This window comes from Stenotrophomonas sp. Nf1 (genome assembly GCF_003028475.1).
GTDB lineage: Bacteria > Pseudomonadota > Gammaproteobacteria > Xanthomonadales > Xanthomonadaceae > Stenotrophomonas.
In genome coordinates this window covers 126,280-147,318 of sequence record NZ_PYTV01000008.1, presented here as the reverse complement: position 1 = coordinate 147,318, position 21,039 = coordinate 126,280, and the positions used below count along the sequence as shown (strand labels likewise).

The following is a 21,039-nucleotide window of genomic DNA, read 5'->3' as shown; positions in this document are numbered from 1 at the left end:
CCTCGCGTCGACGACCAGGCCCGCCCGGTGCAATCACACCCGGCGGGCTTTTTCATGTGCGCGACAGCGCCTCAGTGCTTGTGCGGGCGGCGCCGCACCGCGCCGGTCTTCGGAGCATCCACCGGCGGATGCATCTGTTCATCCTCACCCAACCGCTCCAGGATCGGGCATTCGGGGCGTTCGTCGCCGGCGCAGCAGCTGATCAACGACTTCAGCGTGTCGGCCATCTGCCGCATGCTTTCGATGCGTTGTTCCAGGTCGGCGATGTGCTGTTCGGCCAGGCGCTTGACGTCGGCACTGTGTCGCGAGGTGTCGTTCCAGAGGCCGAGCAGATCGGTGATCTCGGCCACCTGGAAGCCCAGATCGCGTGCGCGGCGGATGAAGCGCAGGCGGTGGATGTCCGCCTGCGAGTAAGCCCGGTAGCCCGACTCGGTGCGATCGGCCGCGGGAATCAGGCCGATCTGTTCGTAGTAGCGGATCATCTTCGCCGAAACATTCGAGGCCTTGGCGGCTTCACCGATGTTCATGCAGGTCTCCTTCAATGGGCCGCAGTGGACGCATCCGCCATCGGCGGCTGGAACCGGCGCAGGCGCAGTGCGTTGCCCAGCACGAACACGCTGGACAGGGCCATCGCACCGGCCGCGAACACCGGCGACAGCAGCACGCCCCAGACCGGATACAGCACGCCGGCCGCCACCGGAATCAACGCGGTGTTGTAGGCGAAGGCCCAGAACAGGTTCTGCCGGATGTTGCCCAGCGTCGCCTTCGACAGTGCGATGGCATTGGGCACGCCCTGCAGGCTGCCAGACATCAGCACCACATCGGCCGATTCCACCGCGATATCGGTACCGGTGCCGATGGCCAGTCCGACATCGGCCTCGGCCAGTGCTGGCGCATCGTTGATGCCGTCGCCGACGAAGGCGACGTGCCCATGCACCGCCTTCAGTCGACGTATCGCCTCGACCTTGCCAGCCGGCAGCACCTCGGCGACCACCTCGTCGATGCCGAGCTGACGCGCGATCGCCTGCGCGGTGCCGGCATTGTCACCGGTGATCATCGCCACCTTCAGGCCCAGCTGGTGCAGCGCCGCGATGGCCGCGGGCGTGCTCGGCTTGATCGGATCGGAAACCGCGATGATCGCCGCCAGGCGCCCATCGATGGCGGCATACAGCGGCGACTTGCCCTGCGTTCCGAGCTCGCTGGCCTGCGCAGCAAAGGGCGTGATGTCCACGCCGAGCTCGCGCATGAAGCGATCTGCGCCAACCTCCACCCGCGCGCCACCCACACCGGCACGCACGCCCATGCCGGTGACCGATTCGAAATCGACCATCGCCGGCAGCGCGATGCCCTGCGCGGTGGCGGCATCCACAATCGCGCGGGCAATCGGATGCTCCGAGCGCGACTCCACCGCCGCCACCGCTGCCAGTACCGTGCTGCGTTCAAAGCCGTCGGCGATCTCCAGGTCGGTCAGCCGCGGACGGCCTTCGGTCAGGGTGCCGGTCTTGTCCACCGCCACCACCTGCGCGTCCTTCAGCAGCTGCAAGGCCTCGCCCTTGCGGAACAGCACGCCCATTTCCGCGCCGCGGCCGGTGCCGACCATGATCGAGGTCGGCGTGGCCAGCCCCATCGCGCACGGGCAGGCAATGATCAGCACCGCCACCGCGTTGACCAGGGCGAAGCTGAGCGCCGGCGACGGACCGAACATCAACCAGACCAGGAAGGTCGCCAGCGCGGCCAGCATCACCGCCGGCACGAACCACAGCGTCACCTTGTCGACCACGGCCTGGATCGGCAGCTTCGAGCCCTGTGCCTGTTCGACCATGCGGATGATCTGGGCCAGCAGGGTCTGTGCACCGACCGCCGTTGCGCGCACGGTCAATGCGCCGGTCTGGTTGATCGTGCCTCCCACCACGTTGCTGCCAGGCTGCTTCTCGACCGGAACCGGCTCGCCACTGATCATCGATTCGTCGATGTAGCTGCGGCCTTCGATCACCTCGCCGTCCACCGGTACGCGCTCGCCCGGGCGCACCTCTACCACGTCATCGGCCAGCACCTGGCCGACCGGAATATCAATCGCGCGCCCGTCACGGATGACATGGGCGACCTTCGCCTGCAGCTTGACCAGGCGCTTGATCGCCTCCGAGGTCCGGCCCTTGGCACGCGCTTCGAGGAAGCGCCCCAGCAGGATCAGGGCGACGATCACCGCCGCCGCTTCGTAGTAGACGTTCACCGTGCCGGGCGGCAGCAGCCGCGGCAGGAAGGTGGCCACCACCGAGTAGCCGAATGCTGCGGCGGTGCCTACCGCCACCAGCGAATTCATGTCCGGTGCCAGCCGCAGCAGTGCCGGGAAGCCCTTCAGGTAGAAGCGGCGGCCCGGGATCGCCAGCACCAGGGTGGTCAGCACGAACTGCAGGTACCAGCTGGCCTGCAGGCCGATCGTGGACATCACCCAGTGATGCATGCCGGGAACCAGGTGCGAGCCCATCTCCAGCACGAACACCGGCAGTGCCAGCGCGCTGGCCACGATCAGGTCGCGCTTGAGTTCGGCGCGCTCGGCGTCCTTCCTTTCGGCCGCTTCATCCTCGGCAGGGGCGCCGTCCTCGACCACGCGTGCGTCATAGCCGGCCTTGTCGATGGCCGCAATCAGCGCAGCCGCATCGGCCACGCCGCGCACCGTGGCACGCTCGGTGGCCAGGTTCACGCTGGCCTGGCTGACCCCGGGCACGGCCAACAGCGCGCGCTCGACACGGCCCACGCAGGAGGCACAGGTCATGCCTTCCACGGCCAGTTCGGTGGTGGCGGCCGGTACGTCATAGCCCACCCGCTCCACGGCCTGGATCAGCGCTGCGCGATCAACCGGGCCAGAGGGGCGGATGTCCGCACGCTCGGTGGCCAGGTTCACCGCTACGCTGCCCACGCCCTCCACCTTTGACAGCGCCGCTTCAACGCGGCCCACGCAGCTGGCGCAGGTCATGCCCTCGATGGGCAGGCTGATCGTGGCAGGGACGGCAGTGGCGCGAGGCGTACTCATGATCGGATTCCCGGGCGTGCTTGTGGATGCGTACAGGCTAAACCTTGCCATCGTGGGAAGGTCAAATCCAGCCGCCCCGGGACCGACCGGTAGCGCCGGGCCATGCCCGGCGTACCGCCTGCAACCCGCCTCAGAAGGTGAACACGTACTCCAGCGCGAACTCGCGGCCCACCGCGCTCAACAGGCGGGTCGGGGCGAAGTCGTAGTCCAGCTTGTACGGGTCCTTGTGGTTCCAGCTGGTCGAGTTGAACGCGTTGTTGACGTACACGTTGACCTTGGCGTGCTCGGTCACCTGGTAGCCCACGTTGAAATTCCAGGTGATGAACGGCCCGACCCGGCCGAAGTAGCGCGCGGTCCGCTGGCCTGCATTCGGGTTCGGATTGGGTGAGCCATCCGGACGCGTCGACGGCTCCAGGCAGTTCAGCGAGGGGCTGTCACTGGGCACATAGCCATCGGCGAACGGCAGGCAGCCACCGGGGTTGTCGAGGCGATCGGTGCCCCAGTGGTAGCGCACGCCCGGCACCGAACCCACACGGTCGGCATAGACATTGGCGTTCCAGTTGCCCCGCTGCCAGGCCAGGCTCGCACGCAGCTTGCTGCGCAGGTCGCGGTCACGGCGTTCCGGGTTGGGGTCGGCGGCGTAACGCTGCTCCTTGGTGGAAATCTGGTTGGTGTAGTTCAGGCCCAGCTGGAAGCTGCCCCATTGCGCGGTGTCCAACCGATAACGCGCGGTCAGATCGATGCCACGCACTTCACGGCTGGCCAGGTTGAACGGGCCACGCTCGATCGACACCAGGCGCCCGTTGCTGTCGCGGTTCACACGGGCCAGGATGCCGGCGCAGTACTCGCCGCCGGCCGGATTGGCCCACGGCGTACCGTCCATGTTCTTGCCGGTCAGGCAGCCCGCCTCGCTGGCCAGCACTTCGTCGGCACCCACATCGACGATCATGTCTTCCAGCTTGATCGCCCAGTAATCAGCGCTGACCGACAGGTTCGACATCACGTCCCACACGAAGCCCACCGTCCACGAATCGCCGGTCTCCGAGCGCAGCAGCGGTGTGCCACGACGGTTCACGTCGAACGCATACCAGACATCGGTGTTGCCGACACCGCAGTTGTTGACCAGGTAGGCGCCACTCTGGATGCAGCGCAGCCGATCGTAGGTCAGCACCTCCGAACTGCTCGGCTGGCCCAGCAGGTAATGCATGTCCGGTGCATGGAAGCTGGTGGCGTACGAACCCCGCACCAGCAGCGATTCGACCGGCCGCCACTCCAGGCCGACGTTCCAGGTGGTTTCCTTCTGGCTGCCGATGTTCAGCGCTTCGCTGCTGTCGTCGGCCTTGTAGTTGCCATAGCGGTCATAACGCGCGGCCGCAGTGGCGGTCACGCTTTCCAGCAGCGGAATCTTGAATTCGACACCGGCCGAATAGCGGGTGCGCTCGCCGCCACCGCGATCGACGTTCTGCAGGTCGAAATCGATGCCTGCGCGCGGGTCGGGGCTGAGGTGATAGCCCTGCTGTGCGACTTCAGCCACCGCCGCGAACGAGATCGGGCCGGCCCAGCCCTGGAACAGCTCGCCGGTGATGTCCGCCGAGGCCTGGTTGACCCACGAGGCGGCGCGGTTCTTGGCCACCGTGCCCATCTGCCAGTACTGGTCCGGCGTGATCGGGTTCCACCAGCGCGATTCGTTCAGTGCGTAGATCGCCTCGCCATCGGCGGTGGTGCCCAACCGCGGGCCGAGGAAGAAATCATAGGACTTCTGCTCGTCCACCACGTTCTGCCGCTCCTCCACCCGGTAGTACGAGCGCCCCACCGACGCGCTCCAGTCGAAGCGATCGGCCAGGCGGCCGCGCAGGCCGGCGCTCCAGTCCCAGGAGAGTTCGCGGTTGGTATTGCGCAGGGTATCCAGGCCCCCCACCTCGTTCGGGGTGAACTGGCGCACGCCGAGGATCGGGCGGTTGCGGTTGGCATCCCAGTAGTAGCCGTTGGCATCGTCGATGAGCGACACGCCGGGCGGGTTGGTGCCCCAGATCGCTTCGGAGCGGTAGACCGCCAGGTTGGTCCAGGCCTGCAGGTCGTTGCTGAAATCGAAGGTGGCATACAGGTTGCCGGACACGTTCTCGGCACCGCCGGTGAGCAGCCAGTTGGCGTAGTCAGCGCTCATGCCGCACAGGCGGCCGGTGTTGCTGATGGTGTTGGCGGCGTAGTTGTAGACCAGGCGGTCAGCGGTGTAGTACTCGCCGTCAAACTTCTCGCAGGTGCCGGCCGGTGGCGCCAGGCGCTGGCCGTTGCTCGGATCGATCAGCGCCAGGCCCGCGGTCGGGCGGAAGCCGACCTTGCGCTGTTCCATGTTCCAGGACGGGTACGGCGCATCATCGGCATCGTCCATCTGCGGGCGGTCGCGGCCGAACAACGGATCGCGCTTGGTGTACTGCAGCGCGTAGGTCACGCTCCAGTGGTCGCCGGTCTTGCCGCCGGCCCAGGACAGGTCCCAGGTATCGCGGCCGCCCTCGGTGGAGGTACCACCACGCACGCGCACTTCGTCGCCGTCGTAGTTCGTCTTCAGGATGACGTTGACCACGCCGGCGATCGCATCCGAGCCATAGATGGCCGAGGCGCCACCGGTCAGCACTTCGATGCGCTCGACCGCGGCAGCGGGAATGTTGCCGTAGTTGGAGAAGTTGGTTTCACCGCCGTAAGGCAGCGGGTAGTCCGCCACACGGCGGCCGTTGACCAGCAGCAGCGAGCGGTTCGGGCCCATCCCGCGCAGGTTCAGGCCGCTGGCGTTGGGCGTGTGCGAGCCCCACTGCGAGGCCGCCTCGACGGTACCGGTGGCCTCGGTGAGGGTCTTCAGCGCGTCGTACACGCTGACAAAGCCTTCCTTCTGGATCTGCTGGGCGGTGATCACATTGACCGGCGCCGGGCCCTCGACGCTGGCGCGCTTGATGCGCGAGCCGGTCACGGTGACCGCGTCGAGATCCTTGGTGGAGGAACTGGGCGCCTCCTGCGCGCTGGCAGCCAGGGGCAACAGGGCCAGGACCAGAGCCTGGGACAGCAGGTGACGACGCTTGCGGACGAACTGAGCCATGGGTGGTTGCTCTTGGAAAGTGTGGACGCACGGACGGGTGGTGGCGCGGCACGACAGCTGATCCGGGCGCCTGGATCGGTTCAACACCGTCCCGGCACCCTCCCCTGTGGATCGATCCAAACTAAAGCACAGCTGAACCATGCCGGGCATGCGGCGACGCAGCAAGCGGCGACGGAATGCCGCTATTGGCTACCGATCTCGAGAGCAATCAATGGGTTGCGGACTATCGCCGAGAGAGCGGCGCAGGAATGCATGACACGATCGCGACAATCACGCGCGGAACGGTTTTGTCCGCGTCGTCGCGTGCGGCCGGCAGCGGATCGGTGTAGAGCCGAGCCTGCGCTCGGCTCCTGTTGTTCGCCGCAAAGAGCAGCCGAGCGTGGGCTCGGCTCTACAGAAGAAACGGACTACCCCGCGCCGTCCAGCGCCTGCCGCAGCGCGGCCACGGTGGCGGTGGCGGTCTGGCTCCAGTCCGGGTCCAGCCCGCGCAGGGCCGGATTCTGGAACTGCATGGACGAGCGCCGCAGGCCCTTGGCCGAGGCGTGCAGCTCGGTGCAGCCGCTCTGCCGCGCGACGGCGGCGATATTGCCCGGGGCCAGTCCAGCGCCGGCCATCACCGCGATGCGCCCCGCCGCCTGGGCCACCAGGCCGGCCAACACGTTGGCGCCGGCCTCGGCGCTGACCTGGCCACCGGAGGTCAGCACGCGCCGGCAGCCGAGTGCGATCACCTGCTCCAGCGCGGCCGGCAGATCGCGCGCGGCGTCGAAGGCGCGATGGAAGGTCACCTGCAGTGGCCCGGCGGCCTGCACCAGTTCACGGCACAACGCGAGGTCGATGTTGCCCTGCACATCCAGCGCGCCGATCACCACGCCATCGCAACCCAGCGCTCGGCACTGGGCGATGTCACGCAGCATCAGTTCGGTTTCCAGCGCGTCGTAGTGGAAGTCGCCCGGGCGCGGGCGCACCAGCACGAACAGCGGAATCGACAGGCGTTCGCGGGCGATGGCAATGCTGGCGAACGACGGCGTAGTGCCACCCTCGGCCAGGTTGTCGAACAGCTCGATGCGGTCAGCGCCGCCGGCCTGCGCGGCCAACGCCGAGGCCAGCGAGTTGCTGGCGATCTCCAGGCTGAGCCGCGTGCTCACGCCTGGGTGCTCGTGTAGATCGACGGCGAATCGCGCAGGTCGTCCTGGCGTTGCGCATCGCACACCGCATAGACGAAGCCGCGATGCAGCGCATATGCGCCCACCTCGCCCTGCTTGTTCATGGCCAGGAAGCACACCTGCAGGGTCCTGCTCGCTTCGGGGCGCTTGCGCACCACGCGGTCGATCGCCTCGCGGCAGGCCTGCGCCGGCGAGCGCCCCTGGCGCATCAGCTCGACCACCAGGAACGAGGCGGCGTTGCGGATCATCTCCTCACCCACGCCCGAAGCAGTCGCCGCACCCACTTCGTTATCGACATACAGGCCGGCACCGATGATCGGGCTGTCGCCGACCCGGCCGTGCAGCTTCCAGGCCATGCCGCTGGTGGTGCAGGCGCCGGCCAGGTTACCGCGGGCATCCAGTGCCAGCATGCCGATGGTGTCATGGTTGTCGCTGTTGCCGGGGATGCCGCGGCGCTCGGCGTTGATCTGCGGCTGGTACTTCTCGGTCTTCAGCCACTCACGCCAGGCGGCCTCGGCCTGTGGCGTCAGCAGGTGCTTGCGTTCGAAGCCCTGCTGCACGGCGAACTGCTGCGCGCCCTCGCCCACCAGCAGCACATGCGGGCTGTTCTCCATCACTTTGCGGGCCACCGACACCGGATGCAGGATGTCGACCAGCGCGGCCACCGCGCCACAACGGCCATCGCCATCCATGATGCTGGCATCCAGGCTCAGCACGCCGTCGCGATCCGGGTTGCCGCAATGGCCGACGGTGGGGTTGCACAGTTCGCTCTCGGCCCAGCGTGCGCCGGCTTCGACCGCATCCAGCGCGCTGCCGCCGCCGGCCAGCACCTTCCACGCCGCCTGGTTGGCCGGCACGCCGAAATCCCAGGTTGAAACGACCTTCGCCCCGCCCTGGCTGCGCGCCTGCACGCCCGGTAATGCTGCGATGCCTGCGGCCAGCGCGCCGGCCTGCAGGAACTGCCTGCGATCCACCATCTTCCCCTCCCAGTCTGCAATGCGCGGCCGGCCCGATGCCGGTCGCAGCGATCAGTCGTGCGTGGGTTGCCGCGCGGCATGCCAGACCGCCGCGCCGAGCACGCCCAGCTGGCCATGCTCCACCCGCCACACCGGCACCTGGCGCAGCACCTCGGTCAGCACGCCCTTGTTGAGGAAGCGCTCACGGAAGCGGCCATCGGCCAGGAAATCCTGCACATGCGCGGAGATGCCGCCGGCCAGGTACACCGAGCGCGCGCCGACGGCGATTGCCGCGTCACCGGCCAGGCTGCCCAGCCAGGCGCAGAACACCTGCAACGTCTCGACCGCCAGCGCATCCTCACCGCTGCGGGCCGCGCCGATCAGCGCTTCGGTGCTGGTCCAAACCGGGGCGACGCCGCGCAGTTCACACAGGCACGGATACAGGTTCATCAGGCCACTGCCGGACAGCACGCGCTCGTTGTCCACGTGCGCCCAGCGCTGCAGCAGCTTGCCCAGCACCTGCAGTTCCAGCGCATTGCCGGCGCCGAGCGCGGCATGGCCGATTTCGCTGGCCAGCACCGGGCGCTCGCCGTCGGCAAAGCGCAGTGCGGCGCCCAGGCCGGTGCCGGCGCCCAGCACCAGGGCCGGAAACGCGTGCGCCGGATCGGCATCGCCGTTCAGCGGCACCAGCGTGTCAGGCTGCAGGTAGGGAATGGCCAGCGCCACCGCCTCGAAATCATTGATCAGCTGCAGCTCGTGCAGCCCGGACTGCGCGCGGGTGGCCGACAGCGACACCGTCCACGGCAGGTTGGCATTGATCAGCACATCGCCATCGAGCAGGCCGGCGATGGCCACCACCGCGGTCTGTACCGGCTGGCCGAGGCCGGCGGTGAAGTCGGCCAGAATCGCGGCCAGGCTGGGATGGTCGGCGCAGGCGTAGGTGCGGTAACCGCCCAGGCGCGGGGCCTGGCCGGGCTGCGTTTCGGCCAGCGCCAGACGCGCGAAGGTGCCGCCGACATCGGCGACAACCAGGCTGCGTGGAAGCCCCCCGCGGGCGGAGTCGGAAGAAACCGGAGACGCTGCTGCGATGGTCACGCTGGCCTGCTTGGATCGATTGAATCGCCCCGATTCTCAGGCATCGGGGCGGCTTTGCCTAGCGCGCCGGTCGTTCAGGTGGGCCTACATGCCTTCCTGTTCGGCCACCTGTACGCCATCCACCAGCACGCGCAGACGTTGTGGGCGGAAGCCGGCGAACAGCAGCGGCCGGGTGCGCTCGACCAGCACTTCGTGGCCGGCGATGTGGCGCAGCCACGACTGTACCAGCGAGAACGAGAAATGCGTGCCCGGGTGCCACGGATGCTGCACCCAGACCTTCTCGGTGGCGCTCTGCAGCAGCATCGCGCCGGTGAACCAGTGGCGGCTGAGAGTGACCGGCGTGGTGCCGGCCATGAAACGGATATCCATGCTGCGTCCTTTCGTGATGGGAACCGTGGGTCTGAAGTGCCGGGGTCAGGGCTGGGCCGTCTGCAGGCTGTAGCTGGTGGTGGCGGTGAACACTGCGCCGTCGGGCTGGGTCGAGCGGACCTCGACCTTGTGGCTGCCTACCGCCAGATCGGTCGGCAGCGCGCCCCGCCACAGGTGCGGCGACGCGGTGGCTTCCGGCGAGCGGTCGTAGCCGCGCAGCGTGCTGGCCAGATCATCGGCCACGTTCTCCACCATCAGGCGCGGATCGGGCTGGCTGACCTGCTTCATCGGCTGCCAGGCGCCGCCATCGACGCGGTACTCGACCACGCTGGCGTCCTCACCCATGTAGACGTTGGCGTAGATGCCCCACGCCGGGTAGGCGCCCTGGCGCAGCACCTTGGGTGCGTGCAGGCCGATCTGTTCGCTGGCCGGCTTGCCCGCCACCCGGTAGTGCAGCGTGTAACTGCCGTTGCCGGCCACATCCAGCAGCGCGTAGCCCTTGGGCGTGCCATCGCTCATGGTGCTGTCCGGCACGCCGGCGGCATTCTTCACGCCCGACCAGAACGCCCCGCAGTTGGCACCGACGTTGTACTCGTGCAGCGGCTTGTCGCCATTCCAGCCGTCGGCCTTGCCGTGGTAGACGTGCTGCTGGGTGTGGCTGTGGCCGCTGAGCACCAGCACGTTGCGGAAGTCCTTGAGCAGATCGAACAGACGCTGGCGGTCGGCATGGCGGAAGGTCTCGCGCCCCGGCGCCGCGTCGAACAGCGGGATGTGCATGCCCAGCACCAGCAGGCGGTCCTTGTGCAGGCCCTTCAGGTAGCTGGCGAGGAAGGCGAACTGATCTTCGCGCAGGCCGCCGACGTACTTCGGCTTGGCCTTGGGGTCATACACCACATCATCGAGGAACACGAAGCTGGCACCGCCCTCTTCCACCGCGTAGGTGTCCGGGCCATAGATGTTGCGCCAGCTGTCCAGCGAATGTTCGTCGCTGGCGGCATCGAAATCGAGGTCGTGGTTGCCCGGCACATGGAACCAAGGCACGCCCAGCGAGGTGGTGACCGTGTTGATCGCCGGATACAGGGTCAGATCGTCGTTGACGATGTCGCCCAGCGTGGTGCCCAGACGCGCCCTGGTCTGGCCGACCAGCGGCGCCACGATCGACTGCTGGTAGTAGCCGATGTCCTTCAGGCTGGCGGTCTGCGAATCGGTGAACACCAGCATCTGGAAGCCGCGGCGGCTGTCGTGGCGGTCCGGCTGAAGGGCGAAATCCCAGTTGCGGGTGACCTCACCGGTGGCGGCGATGCCACCGTACTTCAGCGCCGGCGAGCCGTTCGGGCGGTAGTGGCGCCAGAACGACGGCAGCCCATCGGCCGCCTTCGGGAAGGCGTAGGCATCGGGCTTGATCACGAATACGGTCTGGCCGTCGCGCAGCGGCAGGCTGTAGCTGCCGTCGGCGGCGGTCTTGACGATGGCCTCGCCATTGGAGACCTGTACCCCGGCCAAGCCCGGATCGGTGGCACCACGGCCCGGCTTGCCGTCGCGCTCCAGATAGACCTTGCCGCTGACCACGGTATCGGCGGCCCAGGCCGGCGAGGTCAGCAACAGGCAGCACAGCCAGGCGGCAGGCAGTTTCATGGGGGCGATCCGGCAGAAAGAGACGCGGTATTGTAGAGCCGAGCCATGCTCGGCTGCATTGCAAAGGTGGGTGCGGACCGTTGGTCCGCACGCCTCCTTCAACGATGGCGCTTTTCCAGCACCGCCCGCGCATCATCCAGCGACAGCCCGCGCGCGCGCAGCAGCACCAGCAGGTGATACAGCAGGTCCGAGGCCTCGCCCAGCAGCGCTTCGTCATCCTGCGCCACCGCCGCCAGCGCGGTCTCCACGCCCTCCTCACCCACCTTCTGCGCGATGCGGCGGATGCCGCCTTCGAACAGGCTCGTGGTGTAGCTGCCGGCGGGCCGCTGCGCGTCGCGCACCGCCACCAGCTGGTTCAGCCCGCCCAGAAAATCCTTCGGCGCCCCGTCGAAGCAGCTCTCCGCGCCGGTATGGCAGGTTGGTCCGGCCGGGCGCGCCAACACCAGCAGCGAATCAGCATCGCAGTCGACATGGATCGACTGCACCACCAGCACGTTGCCGGACTGCTCGCCCTTGGTCCACAAGCGCTGCTTGCTGCGGCTGAAGAAGGTCATGTGGCCGATCGCCAGGGTGGCCGCCAGCGACTCGGCGCTGACGTAGCCGAGCATCAGCACCTGCAGGGTATCGGCGTCCTGCACCACCGCCGGCAACAGGCCTTCGCTCTTGCCCCAGTCCAGCGTCTGCAGTGCGCCCGATGACGGCTTGATTTCAATAGACATCCCGCACCTCGATCTGTTGCTCGCGCAGGTAGCGCTTCAAGTCCGCAATGGCAATCGCGCCGCTGTGGAACACGCTGGCGGCCAACGCGCCATCCACGTCAGCCTGGTCGAACGCTTCGGCAAAGTGCGCCATCGTGCCGGCGCCACCGGAGGCGATCAGCGGTACCTGGCACAGTGCCCGCGCCTGCTGCAGCTGCGCGACGTCGTAGCCGCGGCGCACGCCGTCGCTGTCCATGCAGTTCAACACGATCTCGCCGGCGCCACGGCGCTGTGCTTCGACGATCCAGTCCAGGGTGCGCAACGGCACCGCCTGGGTCTTGTCCGGATCGCCGCTGAAGCGGCGCACCCGCCATTGCCCGTCGGCCTCGCGCACCGAATCGACGCCCACCACCACACACTGCACGCCGAATTCGTCGGCCAGCTCGGTAATCAGCTCGGGGCGCCCCAGCGCCGGTGAATTGATCGAGATCTTGTCGGCACCGGCAAACAACACACGACGCGCCGTTTCGACACTGTCGATGCCACCGGCCACGCAGAACGGAATGTCGATCAGCCGCGCGATGCGCTCGATCCAGGCCACGTCCACCGAACGAGCCTCGGGGCTGGCACCGATGTCATAGAACACCAGCTCGTCGGCGCCCTGGTCGCGGTAGCGCTGTGCCAGTTCGGCAATGTCGCCCATGTCGACGTGGTCGCGGAAGCGCACGCCCTTGACCACGCGTCCATCGCGTACATCCAGGCAGGGAATGATGCGGCGGCTCAACATGCCAGCGCCTCGCCCAGGTCCATGCGCTGCTCCAGCAGCGCCTTGCCGAGGATCGCACCGCCGCAGCCCGCCGCGCGTGCCTCGGCGACGTCGGCCACGTCACGGATGCCACCGGAGGCCTGCACCGCCACACCCGGCAGCAGTGCCGACAGATGCTGGTAGAGGCTGATGTTGGGCCCGGCCAGCATGCCGTCACGGGCGATGTCGGTGCACAGCAGATGACGCATGCCGGCGCGCGCGTAGCGCTGGGCCAGATCATCCAGGGTCACCCCGGCGTTCTCGGTCCAGCCGTGCACCGGCAGCTGCCATTGCCCCTGCGCGTCCTGGCGTGCATCGAGTGCAAGGGTGATGCGTTCGGCGCCGAATTCCTCCAGCCAGCCGACGACTTCGTCGGGGCGGCGCACCGCCAGCGAACCGACCACGACGCGGTGGGCGCCGGCATCGAGAATACGCGCCACATCATCGCGGCCGCGCACGCCGCCACCGGTCTGCACCTGCAGCGGCGTGTTCGCGCGGATCGCCGCCAGCAGCGGCGCCAGCGTATAGCCGCCGGCACGCGCGGCATCCAGGTCGACCAGATGCATCCACTGCGCGCCCTGTGCGGCGAACGCCTGCGCGCGTGGCAGTGGATCGTCGCCGTAGGAGGTTTCCTGCGCGTAGTCGCCCTGCCGCAGTCGCACCACACGGCCATCGCGGATATCCAGCGCGGGGTAGACGATGAAACTCATGCAACGGTGCCCTCGAGAAAATTGCGCAACATCAGCGAACCGGTGTCGCCGGAACGCTCGGGATGGAACTGCGCGCCGTAGTAGCGGCCCTGCTCCACCACGGCAGTGAACAGGCCCCCGTGATCGCAGGCGGCCACGGTATGGCTGTTCAGGGGAGCCGCATAGCTGTGCACGAAGTAGGCGCTGGCGCGCTCCGGCACGCCGCGCAGCAGCAATGATTCGCGCAGCGGCAGCAGGCGGTTCCAGCCCATGTGCGGCACGCGGATGCCGCAGGCCGGTACCAGTTTGCGTACCACGCCTGGGATCAACCCCAGCGTTTCCACGCCTGCTTCCTCCGAGCGCTCGAACAACAGCTGCATGCCCAGGCAGATGCCCATCAGCGGCACTTCAAGCCGCTGCAACGGCTCGACCAGGCCCTGCGCATGCAGGCGCTGCATGCCCGGTCCGGCCGCACCGACGCCAGGCAGGATCACCCGCTGCGCACCGACCAGCCCATCAGCATCGCGCACCAGCCGCACGCTCGCGCCCAACCGCTCCAGTGCATAGCGCACCGAGCCCAGATTGGCACCGCCGGCATCGATCAACGCGACATCACTCATAGCGCACCCTTGGTGCTCGGCAGCGCCGTGCCCTGGCGGGCCAGCGCCGGGCGCAACGCGCGCGCCAACGCTTTGAAACAGGCCTCCACCTTGTGGTGGTCGTTGTCGCCGCGCACCTGCAGATTGAGGTTCAAGCCACTGGCATCGCACAGCGAACGGAAGAAGTGCGGCACCAGTTCGGTCGGCATGTCGCCCACCCGTTCGCGCTTGAACTCACCTTCGAACACGAAATACGGGCGGCCACTGAAATCCAGCGCAGCGCTGGCCAGGGTTTCATCCATCGGCAGGGTGAAGCCATAGCGACCGATGCCGCGCTTGTCGCCCAGCGCCTCACGCAGCGCCTGGCCCAGCGCAAGGCCGGTATCTTCAATGGTGTGGTGTTCGTCGATGTGCAGGTCACCCTCGGCCTGGATGTCCAGGGCGAAACCACCATGCTTGCCGATCTGCTCCAGCATGTGGTCGAAGAACGGCAAGCCGGTGTGGATGTGGGCGTCACCGGCGCGGTCCAGGTCGAGTTCGACGCGGATCCGGGTCTCTTTGGTGTTGCGCTGGACCACCGCGGTGCGCGGCGCATCGGCCAGCGCGTGGGCGATGCCCGGCCAGTCCCACTCGCCACCAAACTGCTCGGTGCGCAGCTGGAAACCACGGATGTTGAGGTTGTCGGCGAACTGCAGGTCGGTGATGCGGTCCCCCACCATGCCCGAACGTGCCCAGTCGATGCTGCGGTCCTGCAGGTAGGCGGTCATCAGGCCGATGCCCGGCTTGCGGGTCGGCACATTGTCCTGCGGCCAGCTGCAGTCGATCAGCACATCACGGAAGGTGATGCCCTGGCTTTCGAAGATCTGCAGCATGAGGTCGTTGGGGCCATCAAAGCTGGTGCGCGGATAGCTGTCGCTGCCCAGGCCATCCTGATTGCTGACGATGACGAACTGGTAGCCGGCATCACGCAGCTTCAGCAACGCCGGAATCACCTGCGGCACGAAGCGCAGCTTCTCGTAGGCGTCGATCTGGAAATCGGCGGGCTCTTCGATGAGGGTGCCGTCGCGGTCGATGAACAGGATCGGGGTCATGCTGCGGCCCTCCGCGCCGACAGGGCCGCAAGTACGCGGTCATTCTCTTCAGGGCTGCCGATGCTGATGCGCAGCGCATCGCCCAGCTGCGGTGCGGCGCGCTGGTCGCGCACCACCACGCCGGCGTCCAGCAGCGCATCGAAAGCGGCCTGGGCATCGGCGAAGCGCACCAGCAGGTAGTTGCCGGCCGAGGCATACACCTGGCGCACGCCAGGCAGGCCTGGCAGTGCTGCGCGCAGTCGTTCGCGTTCTGCGATGACCGTGGCCACGCGCTCGGCGGTACGCGCCAGCGCGGCTGGCTGCAGTGCCTGCACAGCCAGTTCCGCGCACGGGGTCGGCACTGGATAGGGCGCCTGGCAGCGGCGCAGTACGGCAATCAGCTCGGGGGCTGCAATCAGGGTTCCGATACGGGCGGCCGCCAGCGCGTGCGCCTTCGACAGCGTGCGCAGCACCGCAAGATTGGCGTGCGCGGCCAGCAGCGTGGTTGCCGAGGCACGTCCGGCATACTCCACGTAGGCCTCGTCCACCACCACCAGTGCCTGTCCGCGCAACGCCGTGGCCACACGCTCGATCTCGTCCAGGCTGATATCGCTGCCAGCCGGGTTGGACGGTGCGCACAGGAATACCAGCTTGGCGCCGTGTGCCTTGGCCGAGCTGATGACCGCATCAGTATCGGCGCGCAGGCCTTCCTCGCCATCGAGCAGTGGCACGTCGATCAGCGGTGCGCCCTGCAGGCGCGCGCAGACCGCGTACATACCGAACACCGGCGAGGTGACCAGCACGCCATCACGACCCGGCACGCACAGCGCGCGAACCAGCAGATCAATGGCTTCGTCGCTGCCGCGACCGATCAGCAGCTGCTGTGGCGTCACGCCGTACAGCGCGGCCAAGGCCTCGCGCAATGCCAGCGGCTGCGGTTCCGGATAGCGGCGGCTGCTGCCTGCGGCATCAGCGGGATTGGCCCAGGCCGATTCGTTGGCGTTCAACCAGACATCACCCTGCACTGCCGCGCTGCGCGCCGAACTGTAGCCGGTGAAGGCCTGCAGATCGGGGCGTACCCATGCCAGCACATCATCAATGGCGGCGCTCATGCTGCTACCTCCATGCGCAGTGCAACCGCACGCTCGTGCGCATCCAGGCCCTCGGCGCGGGCGATGATGCGCGCGCAGCCGCCGATCGCGGCCAGCCCGGCAGCACTGGCGCTCTGCACGCTGATCAGGTTCTGGAAGCTGGCGACGCTGACACCGCTGTAGGCACGCGCGGCGCCGGCGGTGGGCAGCACGTGGTTGGTGCCGCTGCAATAGTCGCCCAGCGCTTCAGGCGTGTAATCGCCCAGGAACACCGAACCCGCTGCCTGCACCTGCGGCAACCAGTCGCGCGGCTCGCGCAGCGCCAGAATCAGGTGCTCAGGTGCATAGCGGTTGCTGATCGCGAACGCCTCACCCAGAGTGCCGACCTGGATAAGACGCGAGGCCGACAAGGCCTGACGCGCAATCTGCTGTCGTGGCAGCAGCGAGACCTGGCGCTCCACTTCCGCCTCGACCGCCGCCAGCATCGCGGCATCGTCGGTCAACAGCAGCACCTGCGAATCGGGGCCGTGCTCGGCCTGCGACAGCAGGTCGGCCGCAACGAACGCCGGGTTTGCGCCGGCATCGGCAATCACCAGCACTTCGGAGGGACCAGCCGGCATATCGATGGCGGCGGCGCCGTCCTGTGCGACCTGCTGCTTGGCTTCGGTGACGAAGCTGTTGCCCGGCCCGAACAGCTTGTCGCAGGCGGGAATGCTGTCGGTGCCATAGGCCATCGCGGCAATGGCCTGCGCACCGCCGAGCTTGAACACGCGCTGCACGCCGGTCAGCCGCGCGGCCACCAGTACCGCCGGATCGGCCGTGCCGTCGGCGCGCGGCGGGGTGCACAACACCACCTGCGGGCAGCCGGCCAGCTGCGCCGGCACGCCCAGCATCAGCGCCGTGGACGGCAGCGGCGCGCTGCCCGCCGGTACGTACAGGCCCACCCGGCCGATCGGCCGCAGCATGCGCTCACAGACCACGCCTGGCGCGGTTTCCACGGCATAGCCCTTGCCCATGCCAGCCTTGTGGAAGCGCGTGATGCGATCGGCAGCTTCGACCATCGCCTGGCGCAGTTCGGCGGGTACCGCCGCTTCGGCGGCCACGAATTCGGCGTTCGACACTTCGAAAGACGCCAGCGACACGCCATCGAAGCGCGCGGTGAACGCACGCAGCGCGTCGTCGCCCTGCGCGCGCACCTGCGATATCAGCGCCGCCACCGCATCGCGGGTCTGCTGGGCCACGGTCTGCACCGGGCGGGTCAAGGCCTCGGTGCGCGCGGCGTCATCAAGTTGCGACCAGATCAGACGATTCATGCCAGCGACCGCTCCACGCTCAATACCATCAGGCCCTGCGCACCGGCGCGCTCGAGTTCTTCCATGCGCTGCCAGCTCAGCGGGCCCGGGCACATGGTCTGCAGGCGCAGCGCGCCGCCATCGGCCGGCAGCCGCACCAGCGGCTCGGCATCGGCCAGCAGCTGCGCCAACGCATCCACGCGGTCCTCGCTGGCGCGGAACATCAGCAGCTTGCGGTCCTGGCGCTGCACCACGCCGTCGAGGCGGCGCAGCAGCATCGCGCGCAGCGACGCACGCGCATCGTCCGGCACGCGTACCGCGCCGGCCAGCACCGCCTCGCTGTCGAGCAGGTTGTGCACCGGGGTCAACTGGTTGGCGCGCAGCGTGGCGCCGCTGGACACCAGATCGCAGATCAGGTCGGCGGTGCCCAGCCGCGGAGCGATCTCCACCGAACCGGACAGTTCCACCACCTGTGCGTCCACGCTCTGCTCGGCCAGCCACTGCTTGAGGATGGCCGGATAGCTGGTGGCAATGCGGGTGCCGGCCAGCTGCGCCGGGCCCTGCCACTGCCATTCCTCGGGCACCGCCAGCATCAGCCGGCACTGGCCGAAGCCCAGCCCGCGCAGCGCCTGGTAAGCATCCGGCAGGCCAATCTGGCGGCGTGCGGCGGCCTGCTCGTCCAGCTCGTTGCGGCCGACGATGCCGAGGTCGCAGACGCCGTCGGCAATCAGCCCGGGGATATCGTCGTCGCGTACCAGCAACAGATCCACCGGCAGCGACTCGCCATAGCAGAACAGCTTGTCGCGGCTTTCGCGCCAGCTCAGGCCACAGGCGCTGAGCAGGTTGCGGGCGGGCTCGGCCAGCCGGCCACTCTTCTGGATGGCGATACGCAGCCGGTCTCGCGCCGGCGCTGCCTGGGTTGCACTCATGGGGGAGGTCTCGAAGTTCGGAACGGGGCGTGGATCAGCGCGAAGCAAGGCGGTCGATGGCGGCGGCATAGCCTCGATGGCCATGCTCGAGCGTGCGTGCCACCCGTCCGGTGGTGGTCACGCTGACGCCGGTGCGCTCGTGGATCTCGCGGTACGGCACGCCCTGCTGCAGCAGCGGCACCACCTTCCAGCGGTCGGCCATGGCTTCCAGCTCGGCCGGCGTGCACAGGTCACGCAGGAACGCCTCGACCTGCTCCGGCTCGGGCAGGGCAGCAAAGGCCCGGGCCAGGGCGTGCAGGTCGGCCTTCGGGTCTTTGGCGGCAATCTCGGGACGGGCTTTCACGGGGTCGTGTCCATGCATCAATGTAATAGCGCGTTAGTACATTAGCGCATTCTTGCGCAGTGCGTCAAATCGGGGTTGTGGGCAGGGCTGCGCCCTGCACCCGTCAACGGCAACGGCAACGGCAACGGCAACGGCAAGAGCTGGGCTGCTGAGGGTTGGCGGGGTGAGTCCGGTTGAGGGGGACGGCGTAAATACGTCCATGTAGCCTCGGTCGCGCCATCCATGGCGCTCACGCCCCCTCAACCGGACCCACCCCGCCTTCGACAGTTGGCCGCGATCTGCTGGATCTCGCTGGGAACTGATCGGGAACGGCTTTTGTAGAGTCGAGCCATGCTCGACTGCGCTTCGTCCGGAAACGCAGAACGCCCGCCAAAGGGCGGGCGTTTTGCTTGCAAATCAACAACCTGGCTCGACTCAGGGCAGGCAGCACACCTCGGCCTGCAGCGCCCCGCGCCGGAGGCATTCGCCAAGCAGGCTGCCCTGCCGGCTCGGCAGGGGCTGGACGTTTTCCAACGCACCCACACCCGCAGGGCACTTCCGCGCGCCCAGGGCCCGCAGGTCGCTCTCAAGCTGAGCCTGGTCGATCACGTGGCAGCGATCGACCTGCAACCGGTACTGTGCCGGGCCGATCCGCGCCGCATGCAGCGCCGGATCACTCTGGCAGCCCGCCAGCAGGAGCACGAAAAGCACTCCTGCGGCGGTGCGCATCACGCCATCGCCTTCGACTGTTCCAGCTCCACCTGCAGGGCACTGGCCAGCTCGTCGCGGGAGATTTCGAACTGCTGCTCGCGCAGCAGATCCTTCACCGCCACCACGCCACGGGCCAGCTCGTCCTCACCGGCCAGCACCACAAAGCGGATGCCCGCCTTGGCGGCGTACTGGAACTGCTTGCCGATCTTCTTCGGCTCCATCTGCACTTCAGTGTTGATGCCACCGCTGCGCAGGCGGCGGGCGATGTCCAGCGACTGCGCCATGCCCTGCTCGTCCATCAGCGCCACCAGCGCCTGCACGCTGCTGGCCTCGATGCCGTCGATCAGGCCGGCTTCGCGCAGCTGCCAGAACAGGCGCGACAGGCCAATGGAAATGCCCACGCCCGGCAGCTTGGACTTGCTGTAGTGGCTGGCCAGGTCTTCATAACGACCGCCCGAGCAGATCGAGCCGATCTGCGGGTGGTCGGTCAGCGTGGTCTCATACACGGTGCCGGTGTAGTAATCCAGGCCGCGCGCGATCGAGAAATTCAGGCAATACGCGCTTTCCGGCACGCCCAGCGCCTGTACCAGCTGCAGCACTTCGCGCAGCTCGGCAACGCCGGTACGCAACGTCTCCGAGGATGCCGCGCCGGCCTCCAGGGCGGCCAGCTGGGCCAGTGCATCGTCGTGCCCCTGCGAACGCACAGCCACGAAGGCCAGGATCTTCTCGACCTGTTCGGCCGGGATTTCAAACCCCTCGCCCACCAGGGTGTCGCGCACGTAATCGGCGCCGCGCTTGTCCAGCTTGTCCACTTCACGCAGCACCGCCAGCTGGCGCTCGCCTTCGGCCACGCCCAGGCTTTCGAAGAAGCCGCGCATCAGCTTGCGGTTGTTCAACTGGATGCTGAACTCACCGATGCGCAGTTCCGAGAACACCGCGTGGATCACCGCCAGCACTTCGGCGTCATAGCGCACGCTCAGGCTGTCCTTGCCGATCACATCGATGTCGCACTGGTAGAACTCGCGGAAGCGGCCGCGCTGGGCACGCTCACCGCGGTACACGCGCTGCATCTGGTAGCGGCGGAACGGGAAGGTCAGCTCGTGCTCGTGCTCGGCCACATAGCGTGCCAGCGGCACGGTCAGGTCGAAGCGCAGTGCCATTTCCGGCAGCGAGCGGTCACCGGACTCGGCGGCGTTGGCCAGCGCACCGGTGGACTGCACGAAATACACCTGGCGCTCGGTTTCACCGCCGGACTTGGTCAGCAGCACGTCGGACAGCTCGAACACCGGCGTCTCCACCGGCAGGAACCCGAAGCGCTCGTAGTTGCGACGGATCACGTCCAGCATGCGCTGGAACGCAATCTGCTCGCGCGGCAGCAGTTCAAGGGTGCCGGGCGGGGTACGGGGCTTGATCACGGGCGGAACTCCTGCTGGAACGGGACGTGGGAGGGGGCGACATTCTAGCGCCCCGCAGCGCTCAGCCGCCGATAAGGGGCC

19 protein-coding genes are annotated in these 21,039 nt (G+C 67.9%); all 19 read right to left on the bottom strand.

What is annotated here, in order from left to right:
* Nucleotides 1-71 precede the first annotated feature (71 nt).
* The 19 genes from cueR to hisS all read right to left on the bottom strand — a co-directional run bounded on the left by cueR (nt 72) and on the right by hisS (nt 20,958).
* Nucleotides 72-527: a Cu(I)-responsive transcriptional regulator gene (cueR, locus tag C9412_RS15260; protein WP_107232419.1), complete on the bottom strand. Its 456-nt coding sequence runs from the start codon at nt 525-527 to the stop codon at nt 72-74.
* An 11-nt stretch (nt 528-538) separates the two neighbouring features.
* Nucleotides 539-3,031, bottom strand: a complete 2,493-nt coding sequence (locus C9412_RS15255) for a heavy metal translocating P-type ATPase (protein WP_107232418.1) — start codon at nt 3,029-3,031, stop codon at nt 539-541.
* 130 nt (nt 3,032-3,161) lie between these two features.
* Nucleotides 3,162-6,119 carry a TonB-dependent receptor gene (locus C9412_RS15250; RefSeq protein WP_107232417.1) on the bottom strand — a complete coding sequence of 986 codons (2,958 nt, stop codon included), beginning with the start codon at nt 6,117-6,119 and terminating at the stop codon, nt 3,162-3,164.
* Nucleotides 6,120-6,526: 407 nt separating this feature from the next.
* Nucleotides 6,527-7,264 carry a copper homeostasis protein CutC gene (locus tag C9412_RS15245; protein ID WP_107232416.1) on the bottom strand — a complete coding sequence of 246 codons (738 nt, stop codon included), beginning with the start codon at nt 7,262-7,264 and terminating at the stop codon, nt 6,527-6,529.
* Complete coding sequence (locus C9412_RS15240) at nt 7,261-8,259, bottom strand: N(4)-(beta-N-acetylglucosaminyl)-L-asparaginase (protein WP_107232415.1); 999 nt, start codon at nt 8,257-8,259, stop codon at nt 7,261-7,263. Before C9412_RS15240 ends, C9412_RS15245 begins: the two co-directional genes overlap by 4 nt.
* A gap of 51 nt (nt 8,260-8,310) precedes the next feature.
* On the bottom strand, nt 8,311-9,333 hold the full coding sequence (locus C9412_RS15235) for a glucokinase (RefSeq protein WP_107232414.1): 1,023 nt from the start codon (nt 9,331-9,333) through the stop codon (nt 8,311-8,313).
* Between the two features lie 84 nt (nt 9,334-9,417).
* Nucleotides 9,418-9,702 carry a hypothetical protein gene (locus C9412_RS15230; protein WP_006436871.1) on the bottom strand — a complete coding sequence of 95 codons (285 nt, stop codon included), beginning with the start codon at nt 9,700-9,702 and terminating at the stop codon, nt 9,418-9,420.
* 45 nt (nt 9,703-9,747) lie between these two features.
* A complete protein-coding gene (locus tag C9412_RS15225) occupies nt 9,748-11,337 on the bottom strand; it encodes a calcineurin-like phosphoesterase family protein (protein WP_107232413.1) in 1,590 nt (529 codons plus the stop codon).
* Between the two features lie 98 nt (nt 11,338-11,435).
* The gene (gene hisIE, locus C9412_RS15220; RefSeq protein WP_107232412.1) at nt 11,436-12,056 is read right to left on the bottom strand and encodes a bifunctional phosphoribosyl-AMP cyclohydrolase/phosphoribosyl-ATP diphosphatase HisIE; all 621 of its coding nucleotides are present in this window, start codon (nt 12,054-12,056) and stop codon (nt 11,436-11,438) included.
* Nucleotides 12,046-12,822 carry an imidazole glycerol phosphate synthase subunit HisF gene (hisF, locus tag C9412_RS15215; protein WP_107232411.1) on the bottom strand — a complete coding sequence of 259 codons (777 nt, stop codon included), beginning with the start codon at nt 12,820-12,822 and terminating at the stop codon, nt 12,046-12,048. The genes hisIE and hisF overlap by 11 nt, the downstream gene beginning before the upstream one ends.
* Nucleotides 12,816-13,550, bottom strand: coding sequence for a 1-(5-phosphoribosyl)-5-[(5-phosphoribosylamino)methylideneamino]imidazole-4-carboxamide isomerase (hisA, locus tag C9412_RS15210; protein ID WP_107232410.1), 735 nt, complete (start codon nt 13,548-13,550; stop codon nt 12,816-12,818). Before hisA ends, hisF begins: the two co-directional genes overlap by 7 nt.
* Nucleotides 13,547-14,149, bottom strand: a complete 603-nt coding sequence (gene hisH / locus C9412_RS15205) for an imidazole glycerol phosphate synthase subunit HisH (RefSeq protein WP_107232409.1) — start codon at nt 14,147-14,149, stop codon at nt 13,547-13,549. The genes hisA and hisH overlap by 4 nt, the downstream gene beginning before the upstream one ends.
* A complete protein-coding gene (hisB, locus tag C9412_RS15200) occupies nt 14,146-15,219 on the bottom strand; it encodes a bifunctional histidinol-phosphatase/imidazoleglycerol-phosphate dehydratase HisB (protein WP_107232408.1) in 1,074 nt (357 codons plus the stop codon). Before hisB ends, hisH begins: the two co-directional genes overlap by 4 nt.
* Entirely contained in the window at nt 15,216-16,310 is a 1,095-nt protein-coding gene (gene hisC / locus C9412_RS15195) for a histidinol-phosphate transaminase (RefSeq protein ID WP_107232407.1), read from the bottom strand. Before hisC ends, hisB begins: the two co-directional genes overlap by 4 nt.
* Nucleotides 16,307-17,602 (bottom strand): histidinol dehydrogenase, encoded by a 1,296-nt coding sequence (hisD, locus tag C9412_RS15190; protein ID WP_107232406.1) that lies wholly within the window; start codon nt 17,600-17,602, stop codon nt 16,307-16,309. The genes hisC and hisD overlap by 4 nt, the downstream gene beginning before the upstream one ends.
* A complete protein-coding gene (hisG, locus tag C9412_RS15185) occupies nt 17,599-18,510 on the bottom strand; it encodes an ATP phosphoribosyltransferase (protein ID WP_107232405.1) in 912 nt (303 codons plus the stop codon). The genes hisD and hisG overlap by 4 nt, the downstream gene beginning before the upstream one ends.
* Before the next feature lie 34 nt (nt 18,511-18,544).
* Nucleotides 18,545-18,871: a YerC/YecD family TrpR-related protein gene (locus C9412_RS15180; RefSeq protein WP_258190272.1), complete on the bottom strand. Its 327-nt coding sequence runs from the start codon at nt 18,869-18,871 to the stop codon at nt 18,545-18,547.
* Nucleotides 18,872-19,267: 396 nt separating this feature from the next.
* The gene (locus tag C9412_RS15175; protein WP_258190271.1) at nt 19,268-19,561 is read right to left on the bottom strand and encodes a hypothetical protein; all 294 of its coding nucleotides are present in this window, start codon (nt 19,559-19,561) and stop codon (nt 19,268-19,270) included.
* Complete coding sequence (gene hisS / locus C9412_RS15170; protein ID WP_107232402.1) at nt 19,561-20,958, bottom strand: histidine--tRNA ligase; 1,398 nt, start codon at nt 20,956-20,958, stop codon at nt 19,561-19,563. Before hisS ends, C9412_RS15175 begins: the two co-directional genes overlap by 1 nt.
* Between the last annotated feature and the right edge of the window lie 81 nt (nt 20,959-21,039).